This window comes from Streptomyces sp. LN549 (genome assembly GCF_043203805.1).
Classification (GTDB): Bacteria; Actinomycetota; Actinomycetes; order Streptomycetales; family Streptomycetaceae; genus Streptomyces.
This window is the reverse complement of the sequence record NZ_JAZHRI010000002.1, coordinates 5,462,825-5,480,076: the sequence shown is the minus strand read 5'-3', so window position 1 is coordinate 5,480,076 and position 17,252 is coordinate 5,462,825. Positions and strand designations below refer to the sequence as shown.

Annotated in this window: 15 protein-coding genes; 7 read left to right on the top strand and 8 right to left on the bottom strand. The window is 70.2% G+C overall.

The genetic code is table 11. The annotated features are described in order from the left end of the window. Positions 1–86 precede the first annotated feature (86 nt). Together SH922_RS24950 and SH922_RS24945 are read left to right on the top strand one after the other, a co-directional pair. Positions 87–890 carry a helix-turn-helix domain-containing protein gene (locus tag SH922_RS24950; protein ID WP_393063683.1) on the top strand — a complete coding sequence of 268 codons (804 nt, stop codon included), beginning with the start codon at positions 87–89 and terminating at the stop codon, positions 888–890. Then, entirely contained in the window at positions 887–1,075 is a 189-nt protein-coding gene (locus SH922_RS24945) for a DUF397 domain-containing protein (protein ID WP_393060073.1), read from the top strand. Before SH922_RS24950 ends, SH922_RS24945 begins: the two co-directional genes overlap by 4 nt. Before the next feature lie 74 nt (positions 1,076–1,149). Here SH922_RS24945 and SH922_RS24940 read toward each other — a convergent pair whose 3' ends face one another. Beyond that, a complete protein-coding gene (locus tag SH922_RS24940; protein WP_393060072.1) occupies positions 1,150–2,103 on the bottom strand; it encodes a LysR family transcriptional regulator in 954 nt (317 codons plus the stop codon). A 63-nt stretch (positions 2,104–2,166) separates the two neighbouring features. Between SH922_RS24940 and SH922_RS24935 the strand changes: the two genes are divergently transcribed. The 4 genes from SH922_RS24935 (at position 2,167) to SH922_RS24920 (ending at position 5,767) form a co-directional block, all read left to right on the top strand. Beyond that, on the top strand, positions 2,167–3,477 hold the full coding sequence (locus SH922_RS24935; RefSeq protein WP_393060071.1) for an MFS transporter: 1,311 nt from the start codon (positions 2,167–2,169) through the stop codon (positions 3,475–3,477). A 131-nt stretch (positions 3,478–3,608) separates the two neighbouring features. Next, on the top strand, positions 3,609–4,325 hold the full coding sequence (locus tag SH922_RS24930; RefSeq protein ID WP_393060070.1) for a L,D-transpeptidase family protein: 717 nt from the start codon (positions 3,609–3,611) through the stop codon (positions 4,323–4,325). A 99-nt stretch (positions 4,326–4,424) separates the two neighbouring features. Further along, positions 4,425–5,420, top strand: coding sequence for a sigma-70 family RNA polymerase sigma factor (locus SH922_RS24925; RefSeq protein ID WP_393060069.1), 996 nt, complete (start codon positions 4,425–4,427; stop codon positions 5,418–5,420). After that, the gene (locus SH922_RS24920) at positions 5,417–5,767 is read left to right on the top strand and encodes a hypothetical protein (RefSeq protein ID WP_393060068.1); all 351 of its coding nucleotides are present in this window, start codon (positions 5,417–5,419) and stop codon (positions 5,765–5,767) included. The genes SH922_RS24925 and SH922_RS24920 overlap by 4 nt, the downstream gene beginning before the upstream one ends. 95 nt (positions 5,768–5,862) lie before the next feature. Here the strand turns inward: SH922_RS24920 and SH922_RS24915 are convergent, their stop codons facing one another. After that, positions 5,863–6,195, bottom strand: coding sequence for an STAS domain-containing protein (locus SH922_RS24915; RefSeq protein WP_393060067.1), 333 nt, complete (start codon positions 6,193–6,195; stop codon positions 5,863–5,865). Between the two features lie 366 nt (positions 6,196–6,561). Between SH922_RS24915 and SH922_RS24910 the strand changes: the two genes are divergently transcribed. Beyond that, a complete protein-coding gene (locus SH922_RS24910) occupies positions 6,562–9,900 on the top strand; it encodes a S8 family serine peptidase (protein ID WP_393060066.1) in 3,339 nt (1,112 codons plus the stop codon). A 109-nt stretch (positions 9,901–10,009) separates the two neighbouring features. On the opposite strand, the gene SH922_RS24905 is transcribed toward SH922_RS24910, so the two are convergent. The 6 genes from SH922_RS24905 to SH922_RS24880 all read right to left on the bottom strand — a co-directional run bounded on the left by SH922_RS24905 (position 10,010) and on the right by SH922_RS24880 (position 17,219). After that, positions 10,010–11,287 carry a thymidine phosphorylase gene (locus SH922_RS24905; protein ID WP_393060065.1) on the bottom strand — a complete coding sequence of 426 codons (1,278 nt, stop codon included), beginning with the start codon at positions 11,285–11,287 and terminating at the stop codon, positions 10,010–10,012. Positions 11,288–11,464: 177 nt separating this feature from the next. Further along, positions 11,465–11,887: a cytidine deaminase gene (locus SH922_RS24900; RefSeq protein WP_393060064.1), complete on the bottom strand. Its 423-nt coding sequence runs from the start codon at positions 11,885–11,887 to the stop codon at positions 11,465–11,467. Further along, complete coding sequence (locus SH922_RS24895) at positions 11,884–13,173, bottom strand: ABC transporter permease (protein ID WP_393060063.1); 1,290 nt, start codon at positions 13,171–13,173, stop codon at positions 11,884–11,886. The genes SH922_RS24900 and SH922_RS24895 overlap by 4 nt, the downstream gene beginning before the upstream one ends. Further along, complete coding sequence (locus tag SH922_RS24890) at positions 13,170–14,285, bottom strand: ABC transporter permease (RefSeq protein WP_393060062.1); 1,116 nt, start codon at positions 14,283–14,285, stop codon at positions 13,170–13,172. Before SH922_RS24890 ends, SH922_RS24895 begins: the two co-directional genes overlap by 4 nt. Then, positions 14,282–15,907 (bottom strand): ABC transporter ATP-binding protein, encoded by a 1,626-nt coding sequence (locus SH922_RS24885; protein ID WP_393060061.1) that lies wholly within the window; start codon positions 15,905–15,907, stop codon positions 14,282–14,284. Before SH922_RS24885 ends, SH922_RS24890 begins: the two co-directional genes overlap by 4 nt. Positions 15,908–16,178: 271 nt before the next feature. After that, entirely contained in the window at positions 16,179–17,219 is a 1,041-nt protein-coding gene (locus SH922_RS24880; protein WP_393060060.1) for a BMP family protein, read from the bottom strand. Positions 17,220–17,252 lie beyond the last annotated feature (33 nt).

Sequence of the window (17,252 nt, the reverse complement as noted above, 5' to 3'; positions counted from 1 at the left end):
ATCATTGCCAAGTTGATCGATGCGCGGATGACGGGGCGGCGACGACAGCAGATCACGAGACCACGACGGCGGGCAGCGAACCCGAACTGTCCGACAGCCTCAAGACTTTCGGTGCAGTCATAAAGGCACTGCGCGAGGCCGCGGGCCTCACCCAGGAGGAGTTCGCGCCTCGCGTGCAGTACTCGTCCGCCTACATCGCCAAGATCGAGCAGGGTAAGCGTTTCCCGCCCGAGAACCTCCCGGACCGGGCGGCGGAAGCCCTCGGGCCGGTCGCGGGCAAAGTACTCAGCGCTGCCGCGCGGAGCCTGCGGAGGCGGACAGGGCTGGCCTCCTGGTTCCAACAGTGGGCGGGGATCGAGGAGGAGGCGATCACGCTGCACGCGTACGAGTGCCGCGGGGTCCCGGGATTACTCCAGCCCGAGGGATACATCCGTGCCGTTTTCGACCGGCGGCTCCCACCGCTCGCGGACGAACAGTTCGAGCAGCAGGTGGCCGCACGCCTGGCGCGTCAGGATCTCCTGTCCGGGCGCCCCACCACGTCATTTTCCTTTCTCATTGAACAGGCCGTTTTGGAACGCCAATTGGGAGGGGTTGGGGTCACTTCCGCACTCATCGACAACCTGCATACGCAGGGCGTTCGCCGGAATGTAGAGGTCCTCGTCATGCCCCTCAAGCAGCCGGATCACTCCGGCATCGACGGGCAGATGTACCTCGCGGAGACGCCCGCCAACAGCTGGTTCGGCTACGTCGAGGGCCACGACAGCAGCACCCTCCTCACTGACCCGAAAACGGTCAGTGCCATGCTCCAGCGCTATGGCAAGATGCGCTCACAGGCGCTGAGCCACGAGGCCTCGGCGGGCCTGCTGAAGCAGATGCTAGGAGCGCTATGAGTACCGAACTGGCCTGGTGCAAAAGCAGTTACAGCGGCAGCGGCGGCGACAACTGCATCGAGGTCGCCCTGCGCCCCGACGCCGTACACGTCCGCGACTCCAAGGACACCGCCCGGAGCCCGTTCACCGTCTCGACCACCGCCTGGTCGGCCTTCACCGCGTACGCATCCGCCACCCCCGCCTGACCCCCTCAGTCCGGCGGCAGTTTCCCCCGCACGCGCGGGGATGCCCCCACCCCCGCCACCGCGCCGCCACCCCCTCAGTCCGGCAACAGGTTCCCCCGTCGCGACAGCAGGAACTTCTTGAACGCCGCGACCGGCGGGGTGTCCGGATGCCCGTCCAGCCAGGCCACGCCGATCTCCCGAGCAGCCCGCGGTGCCGTCACCGTGAGTTCCACGACTCCCGGGCGGGCCACCGCCGGGGGCGGGAGCAGCGCCACGCCCAGGCCCGCCGCGACCAGGCCGCGGAGGGTTTCCGCCTCCTCACCCTCGAACGCGACGCGGGGGACGAAGCCCGCCTCCGTGCAGAGGTCGTCCGTGATGCGGCGCAGGCCGTAGCCGGGTTCCAGGGTGACGAAGGTTTCGTCGGCGGCCTCCGCCAGGCGGACGCGGCGGCGGGTGGCCAGGCGGTGGTCCTCGGGGACGACCAGGCGCAGCCGCTGTTCGTCCAGGCGGCGGGCGACGAGGTCCGGGGCGTCCGGGACCGGTGAGGTGAGGCAGAGGTCGAGGCCGCCCGCCCGGAGGCGTTCGATCATGGCCTCGCCGTAGTTCTGGACGAGCTGGAAGCGCACCCGGGGGTGGTCGACGCGGAAGGCGCGGATGAGGGCGGGGACGGTTTCCGAGCCCATCGTGTGCAGGAAGCCGAAGGCGACCTTGCCGGCGGTGGGGTCGGCGTCGGCCCGTACCGAGTCGGCTGCCTTCTCCACCTCCGCGAGTGCCCGTTCCGCGGAACCGAGGAAGGTGCGGCCCGCGGGGGTCAGGGACACCGTGCGGCCCTTGCGGGCGAACAGGGCGACGCCCAGGTCCTGTTCCAGGCGGACCATCGCCCGGGAGAGCGTGGACTGCGGGACGCCCAGCTCGTGCGCGGCGCGGGTGACGTGCTCGTGGCGGGCGACCGCCTCGAAGTACGCGAGGCGTGGCGCGAGTACCGCGCGAATGTCTTCTTCGTAACTGCTTGGTGACAGTCGAGGCTGTGAGCTGTGCTGATGCGCCATGGGATTGATTATCGCGTGTTTGTGCATTGGACGCATGAAAGGTGGCAGGCCTACGTTCGTGGCATGCCTCCTGCCAGTACCGGGGCGTCCACCCTCATCGTGGCCGCCTCGACCCAGTCGTCCCCCGTCGCCGCAACCGTTCCCGCCGTCTCGGAGCGGCTCGAGCCCGGACGCCCCGGCTATCGCCGGATGAGCTTCGCGCTCTTCGCCGCCGGTGTCGCGACGTTCGCACTCCTCTACTCCACCCAGGCCCTGCTGCCCGCCGTCTCCGCCTCCTTCGGCGCCACGGCCGGGCAGGCGAGCTGGACGGTGTCCGCCGCGACGGGTGCGCTGGCGCTGTGTGTGCTGCCGATGAGCGCGCTGTCCGAGCGGTTCGGGCGGCGGCAGATGATGACCGCCTCGCTGGCGGTGGCCGTGGTGGTCGGGCTGTTCGTGCCGTTCGCCCCCTCGCTCGGCTGGCTGATCGCGCTGCGCGCGGTCCAGGGTGCCGCGCTCGCCGGTCTGCCCGCCTCCGCGATGGCGTATCTGGCGGAGGAGGTCCGGCCGAAGGCACTGGTGGCCGCGATCGGGCTGTTCGTGGCCGGCAACAGCATCGGCGGGATGAGCGGCCGTATCCTCACCGGCTGGATCGCCCAGGCCTGGGGCTGGCGGGCGGCGCTCGGCGCGGTCGGGCTGCTGGCCGTGGCCTGCGCCGTCGTCTTCCACTTCATGATCCCGCGGGCCCGGCACTTCACCCCCGGTTCGCTGAACCCGAGGGCACTGGCGAAGACCGTCGTCGGGCACCTCACCGATCCGCTGCTGCGTCGGCTGTACGCGATCGGCGCACTGTTCATGACGGTGTTCGGCGCGGTCTACACGGTGATCGGCTACCGGCTCGTCGAGGCGCCGTTCAACCTCCCGCAGGGTGTCGTCGGCTCGATCTTCCTCGTCTACCTGGTCGGTACGGTCTCCTCCGCCACGGCGGGGCGCCTCGTCGCCCGGCTGGGGCGCCGGGGTGCGCTCTACCTCGCCGTCTCCACCACGGCCGCCGGTCTGCTGCTCTCGCTGGCCGACCACCTGGCCGCCGTACTCATCGGCCTGGTCCTGATCACGGCCGGCTTCTTCGCCGGGCACGCGGTCGCCTCGTCCTCCGTCAGTCGTACGGCGACCAAGGGCCGCGCACAGGCGTCGGCGCTCTACCAGTCGGCGTACTACCTGGGCTCCAGCGCGGGCGGCACGCTCGGTGCGGTCGCCTTCCACACCGGGGGCTGGGCGGGCACGGTCGCGCTCGGACTGCTCGCGGTCCTGGGTGTCGTCTCGATCACGCTGTACGGGTCGCGGGCGGCGCGCGCCGATCGGCTGCGGCCGAGCACCGTGGTCTCCGTACAGAACTGAGCCGTACAGAACCGAGCCGTACAGAACTGGCCGTACAGAACTGAGACATTCGACGCACAACCATCCACTCCCCGACGCGCGTCTAGCAGGCGGAAGCACCGCACTGCGCGCGAAGGGGAGTTGGGGTTTACATGAGAGTCACGGGGAACATGCGGAGCGTACGGACGCGGCGCGGGCTGGCGCTGGCCGTCGCCGGTCTGACCGCGATACCGGCGTTCGTGCTCGGCACCGGCGGCACCGCCCAGGCGGCGTCGTGCACGGCGTCCAAGGGGCCGTACCAGAAGCAGGCCGAGAAGTACCTGCACCTGAAGGTGGACGGGAAGCAGTCGGCCGCCGACTGCAAGGCGATCCGGTCGTTCCAGAGCAAGTACGGGGTCACGCCCACCCTCGGCTACGCGGGGCCCATCACCTGGCGCACCATGCAGACGCTCACCGCCCAGAAGGCGGCCGGGAAGACCCCGAACAAGGCGAAGAAGTGCCCCACGAACAAGGGGCGCATCGCGTGCGTCGACCTCACCCGGCAGATCACCTGGATCCAGGACGGCAGCAAGCTGAAGTTCGGGCCGGTGCCGGTGCGGACCGGGCGGGACGGGTACGAGACCCGGACCGGGGCCAAGAAGATCTACTGGAAGCACAAGAACCACGTCTCGTCGATCTACAACGTCGCGATGCCGTACTCCCAGTTCTTCGACGGCGGGCAGGCCTTCCACGCGGTGGGCGTGAAGATGTGGAACCCGCCGGGCTCGCACGGTTGCGTCAACATGCGCACCGCCGACGCGAAGTCTTACTGGAATCTGTTGAAGAACGGCGACGACGTGTACGTGTACGGGCGCAAGCTCGGGACGTGACCGCTTCTGCTCTTCTCGCCCCCGTTGTCAGTGGCCTGCGGTAGCTTCCGAAGTGCTGGAGTGAGCGGTGTCACAGCGCAACAGGGGTGAAGTGAAGCGATGAGTGATCTGACGGCGACGACGACCGATATCGACAGCCGTCTGGAGGGTCACCGGGTCGAGCTGACCGGCTACTGCTACCGGATGCTCGGCTCGGCCTTCGAGGCGGAGGACGCGGTCCAGGACACGCTGGTGCGTGCCTGGCGCAGCTTCGACAAGTTCGAGGGACGTTCGTCGCTGCGGTCCTGGCTGTACCGCATCGCGACGAACGTCTGCCTCGACATGCTGAACGCGGGCAACAAGCGGGCCAGGCCGGTCGACCTGTCCGGCCCGACCCCGCTCGCGCAGGCCGCGCTGAATCCTCTTCCGGAGAACACCTGGCTGGAGCCGATGCCGGACGGGCGGATCCTTCCGTCGGTCGCGGACCCGGCCGAGGCCGCCGTCGCGCGCGAGTCGGTACGGCTCGCGTTCGTCGCCGCGCTCCAGCATCTGCCGCCGAAGCAGCGGGCGGTGCTGATCCTGCGCGAGGTGCTCGCGTGGAAGGCGAGCGAGGTCGCCGAGCTGCTCGACACCTCGGTCGCCTCGGTCAACAGCGCGCTCCAGCGGGCCCGCGCGACGCTGACCGATCACCAGGGCGATGCCGCCGCCGACGCGGCGAACCCGCTCGACGAGGAGCAGCGCAAGCTGCTCGAGCGGTACGTGGCGGCGTTCGAGGGATACGACATGAAGGCGCTGACCGCGCTCCTCCATGAGGACGCCGTCATGACCATGCCGCCGTTCGACCTCTGGCTCCAGGGACACGACGACATCGCGGGCTTCATGACGTCCATCGGCGCGGCCTGCGAGGGCTCCCGGCTGGTCGCGACGTCCGCGAACGGCACCCCGGCGTTCGCGCACTACAAGCCGAATCCGGACGGACCGGGCTTCGTGCCGTGGGCGGTGCAGGTCATCGACATCTCGGACGGTGCGATCACCGGGATGCACTGCTTCCTGGACACCCCGCGCTGGTTCCCGCTGTTCGGGCTGCCCGACCACCTGGACGCCGATGCCGCGTGAGGCCCCGGCTGGTGCGGGGGCTGATGGCCGGGTGGGCGGTGCTCGCGGTCGCCGGCTGGGGGGTCACGCAGTGGCTGGGTGAGCCGGCTGCCACGTCGGGGCCAGGCCCCGTCGCGCCGCCGGGCTCCGCGGCGGAGCCCGGTCCGCAGCCGGAGGGCGCGTACGCCGATGTCTGCGATCAGGCCCGAGCGCGGTCCGGGTCCACGGCCGGTCCGTCCGCGCCTCCCGCACTGTCGGCGTTTCCCGGCGGCGCACCCTCGGGGGCGGTCCACGGCGGCGCCCGGCTGTCCGCCGTCGCATGCCCGAAGGTGGTCGTCAGGGACGGCTGGGGCGAGGCGGATCAATAGGTGTACTGACCCCCATGAGGCCGGGTACGCGAGGGCCCCCACACCGAAGGGTGTGGGGGCCCTCGCGGTCCCGGAGTGAGCCGGCAGCTGCCCGCTCACTCCGGGGCCCGCCGCGCCCCCTCGTGATCGGCCTCCTGATCGACGACGCCGACCACCGCGTCCAGTCCCACCAGATCGAGCAGCAACCGGAGTTCGGGAGGTGTCCGGCGCAGCCGCAGCCGCCGGCCGCCCGACCTGCGCGCGACCAGCGACAGCCGGGCGATCGTCTCCACGGCGGCCAGATCCGGTTGGACGAGGTCGCCCACGTCGCAGTCCACCGAGGTCACCTGCGCATCCGCGGTGGTCAGCAGCGCCTCCAGCTCGGCGCAGAGGCCGGGGGCGGCGGACCGGGTGAGGCGTCCGGAGACGGTGAGAACGATCGGGGTCATGGCATCCACATCTGGGAGACCGGTCCGGCGGCCGAAACTCATCGCACCGTCGCTCTCCGCTTCCCGCCGGACCCAGCGCCCTCTTCTCTGGTTCCCCGGGGCGCCCCGGTGCCCCGAGCTGCCCAGGGACCTCGCCGGCCACTCTCGTCACGGCCGCTCCCCCGTCTCGCGGGACCGGCCGACAGACGACTGACAGCCAGTGAAGATCCGCCAACTCCGTTCATCTGTGTGCCTGCTGTGAACCCATTCGGTCAAATCCCCCCTCTCCATGGGTGAAACAGCCGGCGCCGGTGCACGCATCGGAGCCGACTGCCCAGTGGCCCTCCGGGGCCGCCTGATTCTCCAGGGGGAGAGTTGCGCAAACACGTGAGAAGAGCGTGTGTTTCGACCGTCGCCACGGCGGCCGCCGTGGCGCTCGCGGCCGGGTTGACCACCCCGGCCGTGGCCCGCGACAGCAGCCCGTCACGGCCGGCGGACAGTCTGTCCGGCACCCGGCATCAGCTGACGCTCATCACCGGCGACCGCGTCACGGTGGACGCCAAGGGCCGGGTCGTGGCCTTCCGTCCCGCGGCGGGGCGCGAGCACATACCCGTGCAGCGGCAGATACGCGACGGGCACACTCTGCTCGTCCCCGCCGACGCACACCGGCTGATCAGTTCCGGAAAGCTGGACCTCCGGCTGTTCGACGTCACGGAGCTGAACCGGGCGGAGAACCGCAGGGCGCAGAAGTCGGGCCTGAAGCTGATCGTCTCCTACCGGGGCACCGGGGCCACGGCCGCGAAGGCCGAGGTCGAGGACGCCGGCGACACCCGGGTCGGACCCATGCTGAAGTCGCTGAACGCCCAGTCCGTGGCGACCCCGCGGGAGGACGCCCGGTCCATCTGGCAGGCGCTCACCAGCAAGCCGTCGGGCAGCGCCCAGCGGACCACGGCCGCCGGAATCGACCGGGTGTGGCTGGACGGTGTGCGCCGGGCGAGCCTCGACAAGAGCGTCCCGCAGATCGGCGCCCCGACCGCCTGGAAGGCGGGCTACACCGGTAAGGGCGTCAAGATCGCCGTCCTGGACACCGGTGCGGACGCCACCCACCCGGACCTGGAGGGCCAGATCCTCGCGTCCGAGAACTTCTCCGGGGCACCCGACACGAAGGACCACTTCGGTCACGGCACCCACGTCTCCTCGATCGCGGCCGGTACGGGGGCGAAGTCGGGCGGGAAGTTCAAGGGCGTGGCACCCGACGCCAAGCTCCTCGAGGGCAAGGTGCTCGACGACGACGGCTTCGGCGAGGACTCCGGCATCCTGGCCGGCATGGAGTGGGCGGTCGCACAGGGCGCCGACGTCATCAACCTGAGCCTCGGCGGCACCGACACCCCGGGGATCGACCCGCTGGAGGCTGCGGTCGACAAGCTCTCCGCCTCCAGCGGCGTGCTCTTCGCCATCGCGGCGGGCAATGAGGGCGACGGGGCCGGCACGGTCGGCTCCCCCGGCAGCGCGGACTCCGCGCTGACCGTCGGCGCGGTCGACGACCAGGACCTGCTGGCGGACTTCTCCAGCCGGGGCCCCCGGATCGGCGACAGCGCGATCAAGCCCGATGTCACCGCTCCCGGCGTGGACATCACGGCGGCAGCGTCACCCGGCTCCGTCATCGACCAGGAGGTCGGCCAGAACCCGCCGGGCTATCTGACGATCTCCGGTACGTCGATGGCGACCCCGCACGTCGCGGGCGCCGCGGCGCTCCTCAAGCAGCAGCACCCGGAGTGGAAGTACACCGAGCTCAAGGGCGCGCTCGCGGCCTCCACGAAGCCGGGCACGTACACCCCCTTCCAGCAGGGCTCGGGCCGGATCGCCGTCGACCGGGCGATCACCCAGTCCGTCGTCGCCGACCCGGTCTCGGTGAGCTTCGGCCTCCAGCAGTGGCCGCACACCGATGACGTGCCGGTCACCAGGAAGGTGTCGTACCGCAACCTCGGCACGACCGATGTCACGCTCGCGCTCACCGTCCAGGGCACCGGCCCGACGGGCAAGCCCGCCCCGGCCGGCTTCTTCGCCCTCGGCGCGACCAGCGTGACCGTCCCGGCGGGCGGCACCGCCGAGGTGCCGCTGACCGTCAACACCAAGCTCGGTGGCACGGCCGACGGCGACTACTCCGCGTACGTCGTCGCGACCGGCGGCGGGCAGACCGTCCGCACCGCGGCCGCCGTTGCTCGCGAGCGCGAGTCGTACGACCTCACGCTCAGGACCATCGGGCGCGACGGCAAGCCGGCCCCGTACACCACGGGCGACGTCTTCGGCATCGACGGCGCCGCGATCGGCGTGTGGGAGTCCCCCGAGGTCGTCAACGGCACGGCGAAGCTCCGCGTCCCCAAGGGCGGGTACGTACTGAACTCGGCGGTGTACGGCGACCCGGAGGACTACGACAAGGGCGTCGACTGGCTCACCCAGCCCCACCTGAACCTCACCAGGAACACCACGGTGACCTTCGACGCGCGGCTGGCCAAGCCGGTGGACATCACCGTTCCGGCCACCGGCACGAAGTCCGTGCTCGCCTCGCCCGACCTCCAGTTCGAGACCGCGGACATCTCCTACGGCTACGGCTGGCTGCTCGACTCGTACAAGCCGCTGCGCACCGCGCACCTCGGCCCGAAGACGACCGGCATCCAGCTCTCCCAGCGCTGGTACGGCAGTTGGACGAAGGGTGCGGCGACCCGTTACGACATCGCGGTCGGCGGCCCGGTGAGCCGGGCGGCGACCGGCTACCACCGCGCCTTCACCGGCGGTCAGCTGGCCAGGTTCAAGATCCGCGCCGGTGCATCCGTCACGGGCAAGACCGGCGACGTCGCCGCGTTGAGCGATCTGCCCGGCGCACTCGGCGGCTGGGCGGCCATCACCACCCAGAAGCTGCCGTCGACCACCACCGCCTATGTGTCCACCGCCGACCAGGTGCGGTGGGGCTTCGACTTCAGCCAGAACGGCGCGCCCGACGAGGACGGCTACCCGCGGGCCGACGCCTCGTACTCACTCGGTGCCCCGCAGTCCGTCCAGGCGCGCAGGACGTACGCGAGGACCGTGAACACCGCGGTGTTCGGGCCCTACGTCAACGCCGACTTCGGGGTCTTCCGTGACGGCAACGAACTCACGGGGTCGCTGCCGCTGGTCGCCGACGGCCACCGGAACGCCGGCGGCTCCACCTACAGCTCGGTGAAGACCGTGCTCTACCGCAACGGCAAGGTGTTCACCAGCAACGAGGACCCGCTGGCGGGCGAGGTGCCCATCACCGTGCCGGCCGCTGCCGCCGACTACCGGCTGACCACGTCGGTTCGGCGCGGCTCCGACGTCGCCTCCGTCTCCACCCGGATCGACGCGAGCTGGACCTTCCGGTCCGGCCGGACCTCGGAATTCGCCGGGCTGCCGGTCTCCATGGTCCGCTTCACGCCCGAGGTTGCGCTGGACAGCACGGCCAAGGCCGGGAAGTCCGTGTCCGTGCCGGTGACGGTGCAGGGCGCGGCCGCCGGGAAGAACCTCAAGTCGCTCACGGTGTACGTCAGTTACGACGCCGGGAAGACCTGGAAGAAGACCGCGGTCACAAAGGGCAGGATCTCCGTGAAGAACCCGGCGAAGAAGAAGTCGCTCTCCTTCAAGGCCGATGTCACGGACAAGAAGGGCAACAAGTCCTCGGTGGCGATCTACGACGCCTACTTCGGCAAGTAGCCCGAGTAGCCGCCGGAAGACAGAAAGCGGCCGGCGCCGCCCCGCACGACAGCGGCCCGCCGGGACGGTTCTCACCGTCCCGGCGGGCCGTTCGCGTCGGCGGGCGCGGTTACGCGATGCGTTCGCGCACCACCGGGGTGGCGGCGAACGGTGTGCCCGACGGGGCGATCTCGTATGCGTCCGGCAGCGCCTTCAGCGCGTAGTCGAACTTCTCCGGGGTGTCCGTGTGCAGCGTCAGCAGCGGCTGGCCGGCCGTCACCTCGTCGCCGGGCTTGGCGTGCAGCTCGACGCCCGCGCCCGCCTGGACCGGGTCCTCCTTGCGGGCGCGGCCCGCGCCGAGGCGCCAGGCGGCGACGCCGATGTCGTACGCGTCCAGACGGGTCAGGACGCCGGAGGACGAGGCCCTGACGAGGTGCTGTTCGCGGGCGACCGGGAGCATGGCGTCCGGGTCGCCGCCCTGGGCGGAGATCATCCGGCGCCAGACGTCCATCGCGGAGCCGTCCGCGAGGGCCTTCTCCGGGTCGGCGTCCTTGAGTCCGGCCGCGTCCAGCATTTCGCGGGCGAGGGCCAGGGTGAGGTCGATGACGTCCTGCGGGCCGCCGCCGGCCAGGACCTCCACGGACTCGCGGACCTCCAGGGCGTTGCCCGCGGTCAGACCGAGAGGGGTGGCCATGTCGGTGAGGAGGGCGACCGTGCGTACTCCGCTGTCGGTGCCCAGCGCGACCATGGTGGAGGCCAGTTCGCGGGCGTCCTCGATGGTCTTCATGAAGGCGCCGGAGCCGACCTTGACGTCCAGGACGAGTGCGCCGGTGCCCTCGGCGATCTTCTTGGACATGATCGAGCTGGCGATCAGCGGGATGGCCTCGACGGTGCCGGTGACGTCGCGGAGCGCGTACAGCTTCTTGTCCGCGGGGGCGAGGCCGTCGCCCGCCGCGCAGATGACCGCGCCGGTGGTGTCGAGGACGTTCAGCATCTCGGCGTTGGACAGGTGCGCGCGCCAGCCGGGGATGGACTCCAGCTTGTCGAGCGTGCCGCCGGTGTGGCCGAGGCCGCGTCCGCTGAGCTGCGGCACGGCGGCGCCGCAGGCGGCGACCAGCGGGGCGAGGGGCAGGGTGATCTTGTCGCCGACGCCGCCGGTGGAGTGCTTGTCGGTGGTGGGGCGGGAGAGCGCGTCGAAGTTCATCCGCTCGCCGGAGGCGATCATGGCGGCGGTCCAGCGGGCGATCTCCGTGCGGTTCATGCCGTTCAGCAGGATCGCCATGGCCAGCGCGGACATCTGCTCGTCGGCGACCTCACCGCGGGTGTACGCGTCGATGACCCAGTCGATCTGCTCGGGGGTCAGCTCGCCTCGGTCCCGCTTGGTGCGGATGACGGAGATGGCGTCCATGTCCTGGAGTCCTTCCGGCCGGTACGTACGCATGAGTCCCGTTGACTCTACGCGCATAGAGAAGAAGAGGGCCGCCGGACGGGCCCGCTGCGTGCGGGCCCGTCCGGCGGGCAGCTGGGGCCTCTCGTTTGGATCATGCCGGGCTCGCGGGCTCGGGCCTGATCCAAACGAAAAACCCTAGCCGAGGTGGCTCGGCCCGAAGGCCTGGGGCAGCATCTCGTCGAGCGTGCGGAAACCGTCCGGTGTCTCCAGGACGAGTTCCGGTCCGCCGAACTCGTACAGCAGCTGCCTGCACCTGCCGCACGGCACCAGGATCTCGCCCGAGCCGTCCACGCAGGTGAAGTGGGTCAGCCGGCCGCCGCCGGTGGCGTGCAGCTGGGAGACCAGACCGCACTCGGCGCACAGCCCGATGCCGTACGAGGCGTTCTCGACGTTGCAGCCGACGATCGTGCGGCCGTCGTCGACGCGCGCGGCGACGCCGACGGGATAGCCGGAGTAGGGCGCGTACGCCCGGGACATGGCGTCCCGGGCGGCGGCCCGCAGGGCGTCCCAGTCGGCCCCGGCGATGGCGGCGGCGTCCGCGCCGGCCGTGGGTGTCACTTGCCCTGGCCCTTGCGGTAGCGCATGCCGTCCGCCTTCGGCATCCGCAGCCGCTGCGCGGAGAGCGAGAGGACGAGCAGGGTGACGACGTACGGGGTGGCGCTCACGAACTCGGTGGGCACGGTGTCCGTACCGAGGTACCAGACCAGCACGGCGGCGGCGATGACCGCGCTGACGACGCCCTGCACGAAGCTCTTGCGGTAGAGCTTCCAGGCGGCGATGCCGGCCAGGACGACCACGAGCAGCAGGAGCAGCGCGTGGACGGACTCGCCGCCGTTGCGCAGCTGGAGCGCGTCGGCGAAGCCGAACAGGCCGGCGCCCATGGCGAGTCCGCCGGGCCGCCAGTTACCGAAGATCATCGCGGCGAGGCCGATGTATCCGCGACCGCCGGTCTGTCCCTCGTTGTAGATGTGCGAGGTGACCAGGGAGAGGAAGGCGCCGCCGAGTCCGGCCATGCCGCCGGAGACGATCACCGCGATGTACTTGTACGTGTAGACGTTCACGCCGAGCGATTCGGCGGCCACCGGGTTCTCGCCGCAGGAGCGCAGCCGCAGGCCGAAGGCGGTCTTCCACAGGATGAAGAACGTCACGACGAAGAGGATCGCGGCGACGATCGTCAGCAGGGACACGTTGGTGACCAGACCGCCGATGACACCGGCCAGGTCGGAGACGAAGAACCAGTGGTGCTTCTCGACCGAGTGCAGCCAGTCGGAGAGGCCCGGGATCGTCACCGAGGTGATCTCGTCGGCCGGCGGGGACTGCTTCGGCGAGCCGCCCTTGGCCGCCGCTTCGCCGGAGTTGAACCACAGCTTGGCGAAGTAGGTGGTGAAGCCGAGCGCCAGGATGTTGATCGCGATGCCGGAGATGATGTGGTCGACGCCGAAGGTGACGGTCGCGACCGCGTGCAGCAGTCCGCCGAGCATGCCGCCGAGGACACCGGCGAGGACGCCGAGCCAGGCGTTGGTCTGCCAGCCGGCCCAGGCGCCGAAGAAGGTGCCCAGGATCATCATGCCTTCGAGGCCGATGTTGACCACGCCGGCGCGTTCGGACCAGAGGCCGCCGAGACCGGCGAGGCCGATCGGCACGGCCATCGCGAGGGCCGCGCTGATCTGTCCGGCCGAGGTGACGTCCTGCGCGCCGGTGATGGCGCGCACCGCGGACAGCGCGAGCAGGACGCCCGCGATGATCAGCAGGACGACGGGGAAGGAGAGGCGGGTGCGGCCGCCCTTGCCGCCGGAGACCTTGGGGGCCGCGGGGGGCGGGGTGGAAGTCGCCGTGACGGTCACGCCGACACCTCCTGCTGGTCGGAGTTACGGGCGGCCTGTGCGGCGAGTTCCGCGCCGACCTTGCTCTGTTGGCGCTTGAGTCCGTAGCGGCGGACGACTTCGTAGGCGATGACGACGCACAGGACGATGACGCCCTGGATCACGCCGACGATCTCCTTGTCGTACCCCTCGAACTCCAGCTTTCCGGTGCCGCGTTCCAGGAAGCCCCAGAGCAGGGCGCCGAGCGCGATGCCGATGGGGTGGTTGCGGCCGAGGAGGGCGATGGCGATACCGGTGAAGCCGATGCCGACCGGGAAGTCGCCGCTGTACTCGTAGCTGTCGTTGAGCAGGGTCGGCATGCCGATCAGGCCGGCCACGGCGCCCGAGATGAGCATCGAGGTGACGACCATCTTCTTGACGTTCACGCCGCTGGCCTCGGCCGCGGAGCCGGACTGGCCGACGGTGCGCAGGTCGAAGCCGAACCGGGTGCGCGAGAGCGTGAACCAGTAGGCGATGCCCGCGACGATCGCGATCACGATGAAGCCCCAGATGGGCGTCGGGGTGGTCGGGAACTCGAAGAAGTGCGAGGACTCCGGCAGCGGCTTGGTGGAGATCTTGGTGCCGGCCTCGTCGAGGTGGCCGAGGCGGTTCTGCTGGAGGAGATAGCCGATGATCGCGGTCGCGATGGCGTTCAGCATGATCGTCGAGACGACCTCGCTGACGCCCCGGGTGACCTTGAGGACACCGGCGATTCCGGCCCACATCGCGCCGACGATCATCGCGGTGAGGATGATCAGCGGGATCTGGAGGGCTCCGGGCAGGGTCAGCGCACCGCCGAGCGCCGCCGCGAAGAATGCGGCGAGGCGGTACTGGCCGTCGACGCCGATGTTGAAGAGGTTCATCCGGAAGCCGATGGCCACCGCGAGACCCGCGAGGTAGTACGTCGTCGCCTTGTTCAGGATGTAGACCTGGCTGTCCGACTTCACCCCGTAGTCGAACATGATGCCGAAGGCGTTGAACGGCTCCTTGCCGGTGGCGGCGAGCACGAGTGCCGTCACCAGGAAGGCGACCACGATCGCGAGTACGGGGGCCGCGATCCCCAGGAGCAGCCGCTCCTTGTCGATCTTCTTCATCGGTCCTCTCCCCCGTTCCGGGGGTCGGTGTCGGTGCGGTCGGCGGCCGGGTCGTCGGGGGCGAGTGACTTCCCCGGGGCCGGGGGCTCCAATGCCGGGGGCTCCTCCGGCGCTTCGAGGTGGCCGCTGGCCGCGCCCGTCATCGCCGAGCCGAGTTCCTCGGGGGTGACGGTGGCCGGATCGGCGTCCGCGACCAGCCGGCCGCGGTACATGACGCGCAGGGTGTCGGAGAGCCCGATCAGCTCGTCCAGGTCGGCGGAGATCAACAGCACCGCCAGTCCCTCGCGGCGCGCCTCGCGGATCTGGTCCCAGATCTGGGCCTGCGCGCCGACGTCCACGCCCCGGGTGGGGTGCGCGGCGATCAGGAGCTTGGGCGAGTGGCTCATCTCGCGGCCGACGATCAGCTTCTGCTGGTTGCCGCCGGAGAGCGAGGCCGCGGTGACCTCGATGCCGGGGGTGCGCACGTCGTACTCGCGCACGATCCGCTCCGTGTCGGCGCGGGCCGCCTTGAGGTCGAGGAAGGCGCCCTTGCTGTTGGGGCGTTCGGTGACGTGGCCGAGGATGCGGTTCTCCCAGAGGGGGGCCTCCAGCAGCAGTCCGTGCCGGTGGCGGTCCTCGGGGATGACGGCCATGCCGTTCTCGCGGCGCCGGCGCGTCGGCGTACGGGAGATGTCCGCACCGTCCAGGGCGAGGGAGCCCGCGTCGAGGGTGCGCATGCCCATGACGGCGTCGACGAGTTCGGACTGGCCGTTGCCCTCGACGCCGGCGATGCCGAGGACCTCGCCCTTGTGGATGGTGAAGGTGATGCCGTCGAGCACGGCACGCACCACCCCGTCCGGGTCGGTCGCGGTCAGCCGCAGTCCGTCGACGGTGAGCATCGGCGTGTCGGTGACGGTCGACTCGCGGGTCTCCGGCGAGGGCAGCTCACTGCCGACCATCAGCTCGGCGAGCTGCTTGGTCGTGGTGTGCTTCGGATCGGCGGTGCCCACGGTCGTACCGCGCCGGATGACGGTGATCTCGTCGGCCACCGACAGCACCTCGCCCAGCTTGTGCGAGATGAAGATGACGGTGAGGCCCTCGGCCTTGAGCTCGCGCAGGTTGTCGAAGAGCGCATCGACCTCCTGCGGTACGAGGACGGCGGTGGGTTCGTCGAGGATCAGGGTGCGGGCGCCGCGGTAGAGGACCTTGAGGATCTCCACGCGCTGACGGTCGGCGACCCCGAGGTCCTCGACCATGGCGTCCGGGCGGACCCCGAGTCCGTACGCGTCGGAGATCTCCCGGATCTTCGCGCGGGCCCGGTCGCCGATGCCGTACAGCTTCTCGGAGCCGAGTACGACGTTCTCCAGGACGGTGAGGTAGTCGGCGAGCATGAAGTGCTGGTGGACCATGCCGATGCCGCGGTCGATGGCGTCGCCCGGGTTGGAGAACGTGGCCTGTTCGCCGTCCACCGCGATGGTGCCCTCGTCCGGCTTCTGCATGCCGTACAGGATCTTCATCAGAGTGGACTTGCCGGCGCCGTTCTCACCGACGAGAGCGTGGACGGTACCGCGGCGCACGGTGATGTCGATGTCGTGGTTGGCCACGACCCCGGGGAACCGCTTGGTGATGCCGCGGAGCTCCACGGCATGAGGACTGCTGGACGCGTTGATGGCGCACTCTCCTTGGCAGGAGCGGAGGGCGGAGGCGGTGGGGACGGAGACGGGAAGGCGTGAGCGGGGGGCGGAAAAAGGTACCGCGCCCGAGCCGGAGCTACGCGCGTAGCGCCACCGAATCGTTGGCCACTTGATCACAGATGGCGGACCGGGGCCGGTGACCCCCGTGACGGGGGTACGTGAATCGGGGCCCGGTCGGGCGGCCGAAGCCGCTCGTCCGGGCCCCGATCAACGGGACTGATCAGGTCGTGGTCTTGACCGTGATGGTGCCGTCGACGATCTTCTTCTTCGCCTCGTCGAGCTGGGTCTGGATGTCCGTGAGGTGGTCACCCGTGGTGGTCAGGCTGACGCCGCCCTTGGCCAGGGAGTACGTCTGCGTGCCGGTCAGCGGCTTGCCGTCCTTGACGGACTTGACCAGGTCGAAGACACCGGTGTCGACGTTCTTGACGACCGAGGTCAGGATCGACGCCTTGTACTTGGACAGCGCCGGGTCCAGGGCCTGGTCGGAGTCGACGCCGATGGCCCAGGCACCCTTCTGGCCCGCGACGGCCTCGATCGCACCGGCACCCGAGCCGCCCGCGGCGGCGAAGATGACGTCGATGCCCTTGTCTAGCATGCCCTTGGCGGCGGCCTTGCCCTTGTCGGGGCTGCCGAAGCCGGACAGGTCCGAGCCGGTGGACAGGTACTGGATCTGCACCGTGGCCTTGGGCTTGGTGTCCTTGACGCCCTGCTGGAAACCGGCGGCGAACTTCTTGATCAGCGGGAGGTCCACACCACCGATGAAGCCGACCTTGCCATCCTTCGACTTCAGCGCGGCCGCGACACCGGCGAGGTACGAGCCCTGCTCCTCGGTGAAGACGATCGAGGCGACGTTCTTCGCGTCGGAGACCGAGTCGACCAGGCCGAAGTTCACCTTCGGGTACTTGGGAGCGATCTTGTCGACCGCGTCCTTGTACGCGAAGCCGACGGCGATGACCGGGTTGTAGCCACCCTCGGCCAGCGACTGCAGGCGCTGCTCGCGGTCGGCCGGGGTCTCACCGTTCTTGGCGGTGAGCTCCTTCGTCTGGGCGTCGAACTCGGCCTTGGCCTTGTCCAGGCCGCGGGCGGCGGAGTCGTTGAACGAGTTGTCGCCACGGCCGCCGACGTCGTAGGCCATGCCGATCTTCATCTGACCCGAGTCGGAGCTGGTGTCCTCGTCGGACGAACTGCCGCACGCGGTGGCGGTGAGCGCGAGAGCTGCGGTGACAGCACACGCGGCGGTGATCTTGGATACCCGGCGCAAGGGAAGGCTCCTTCAAACCTGACCGAAGCGCCT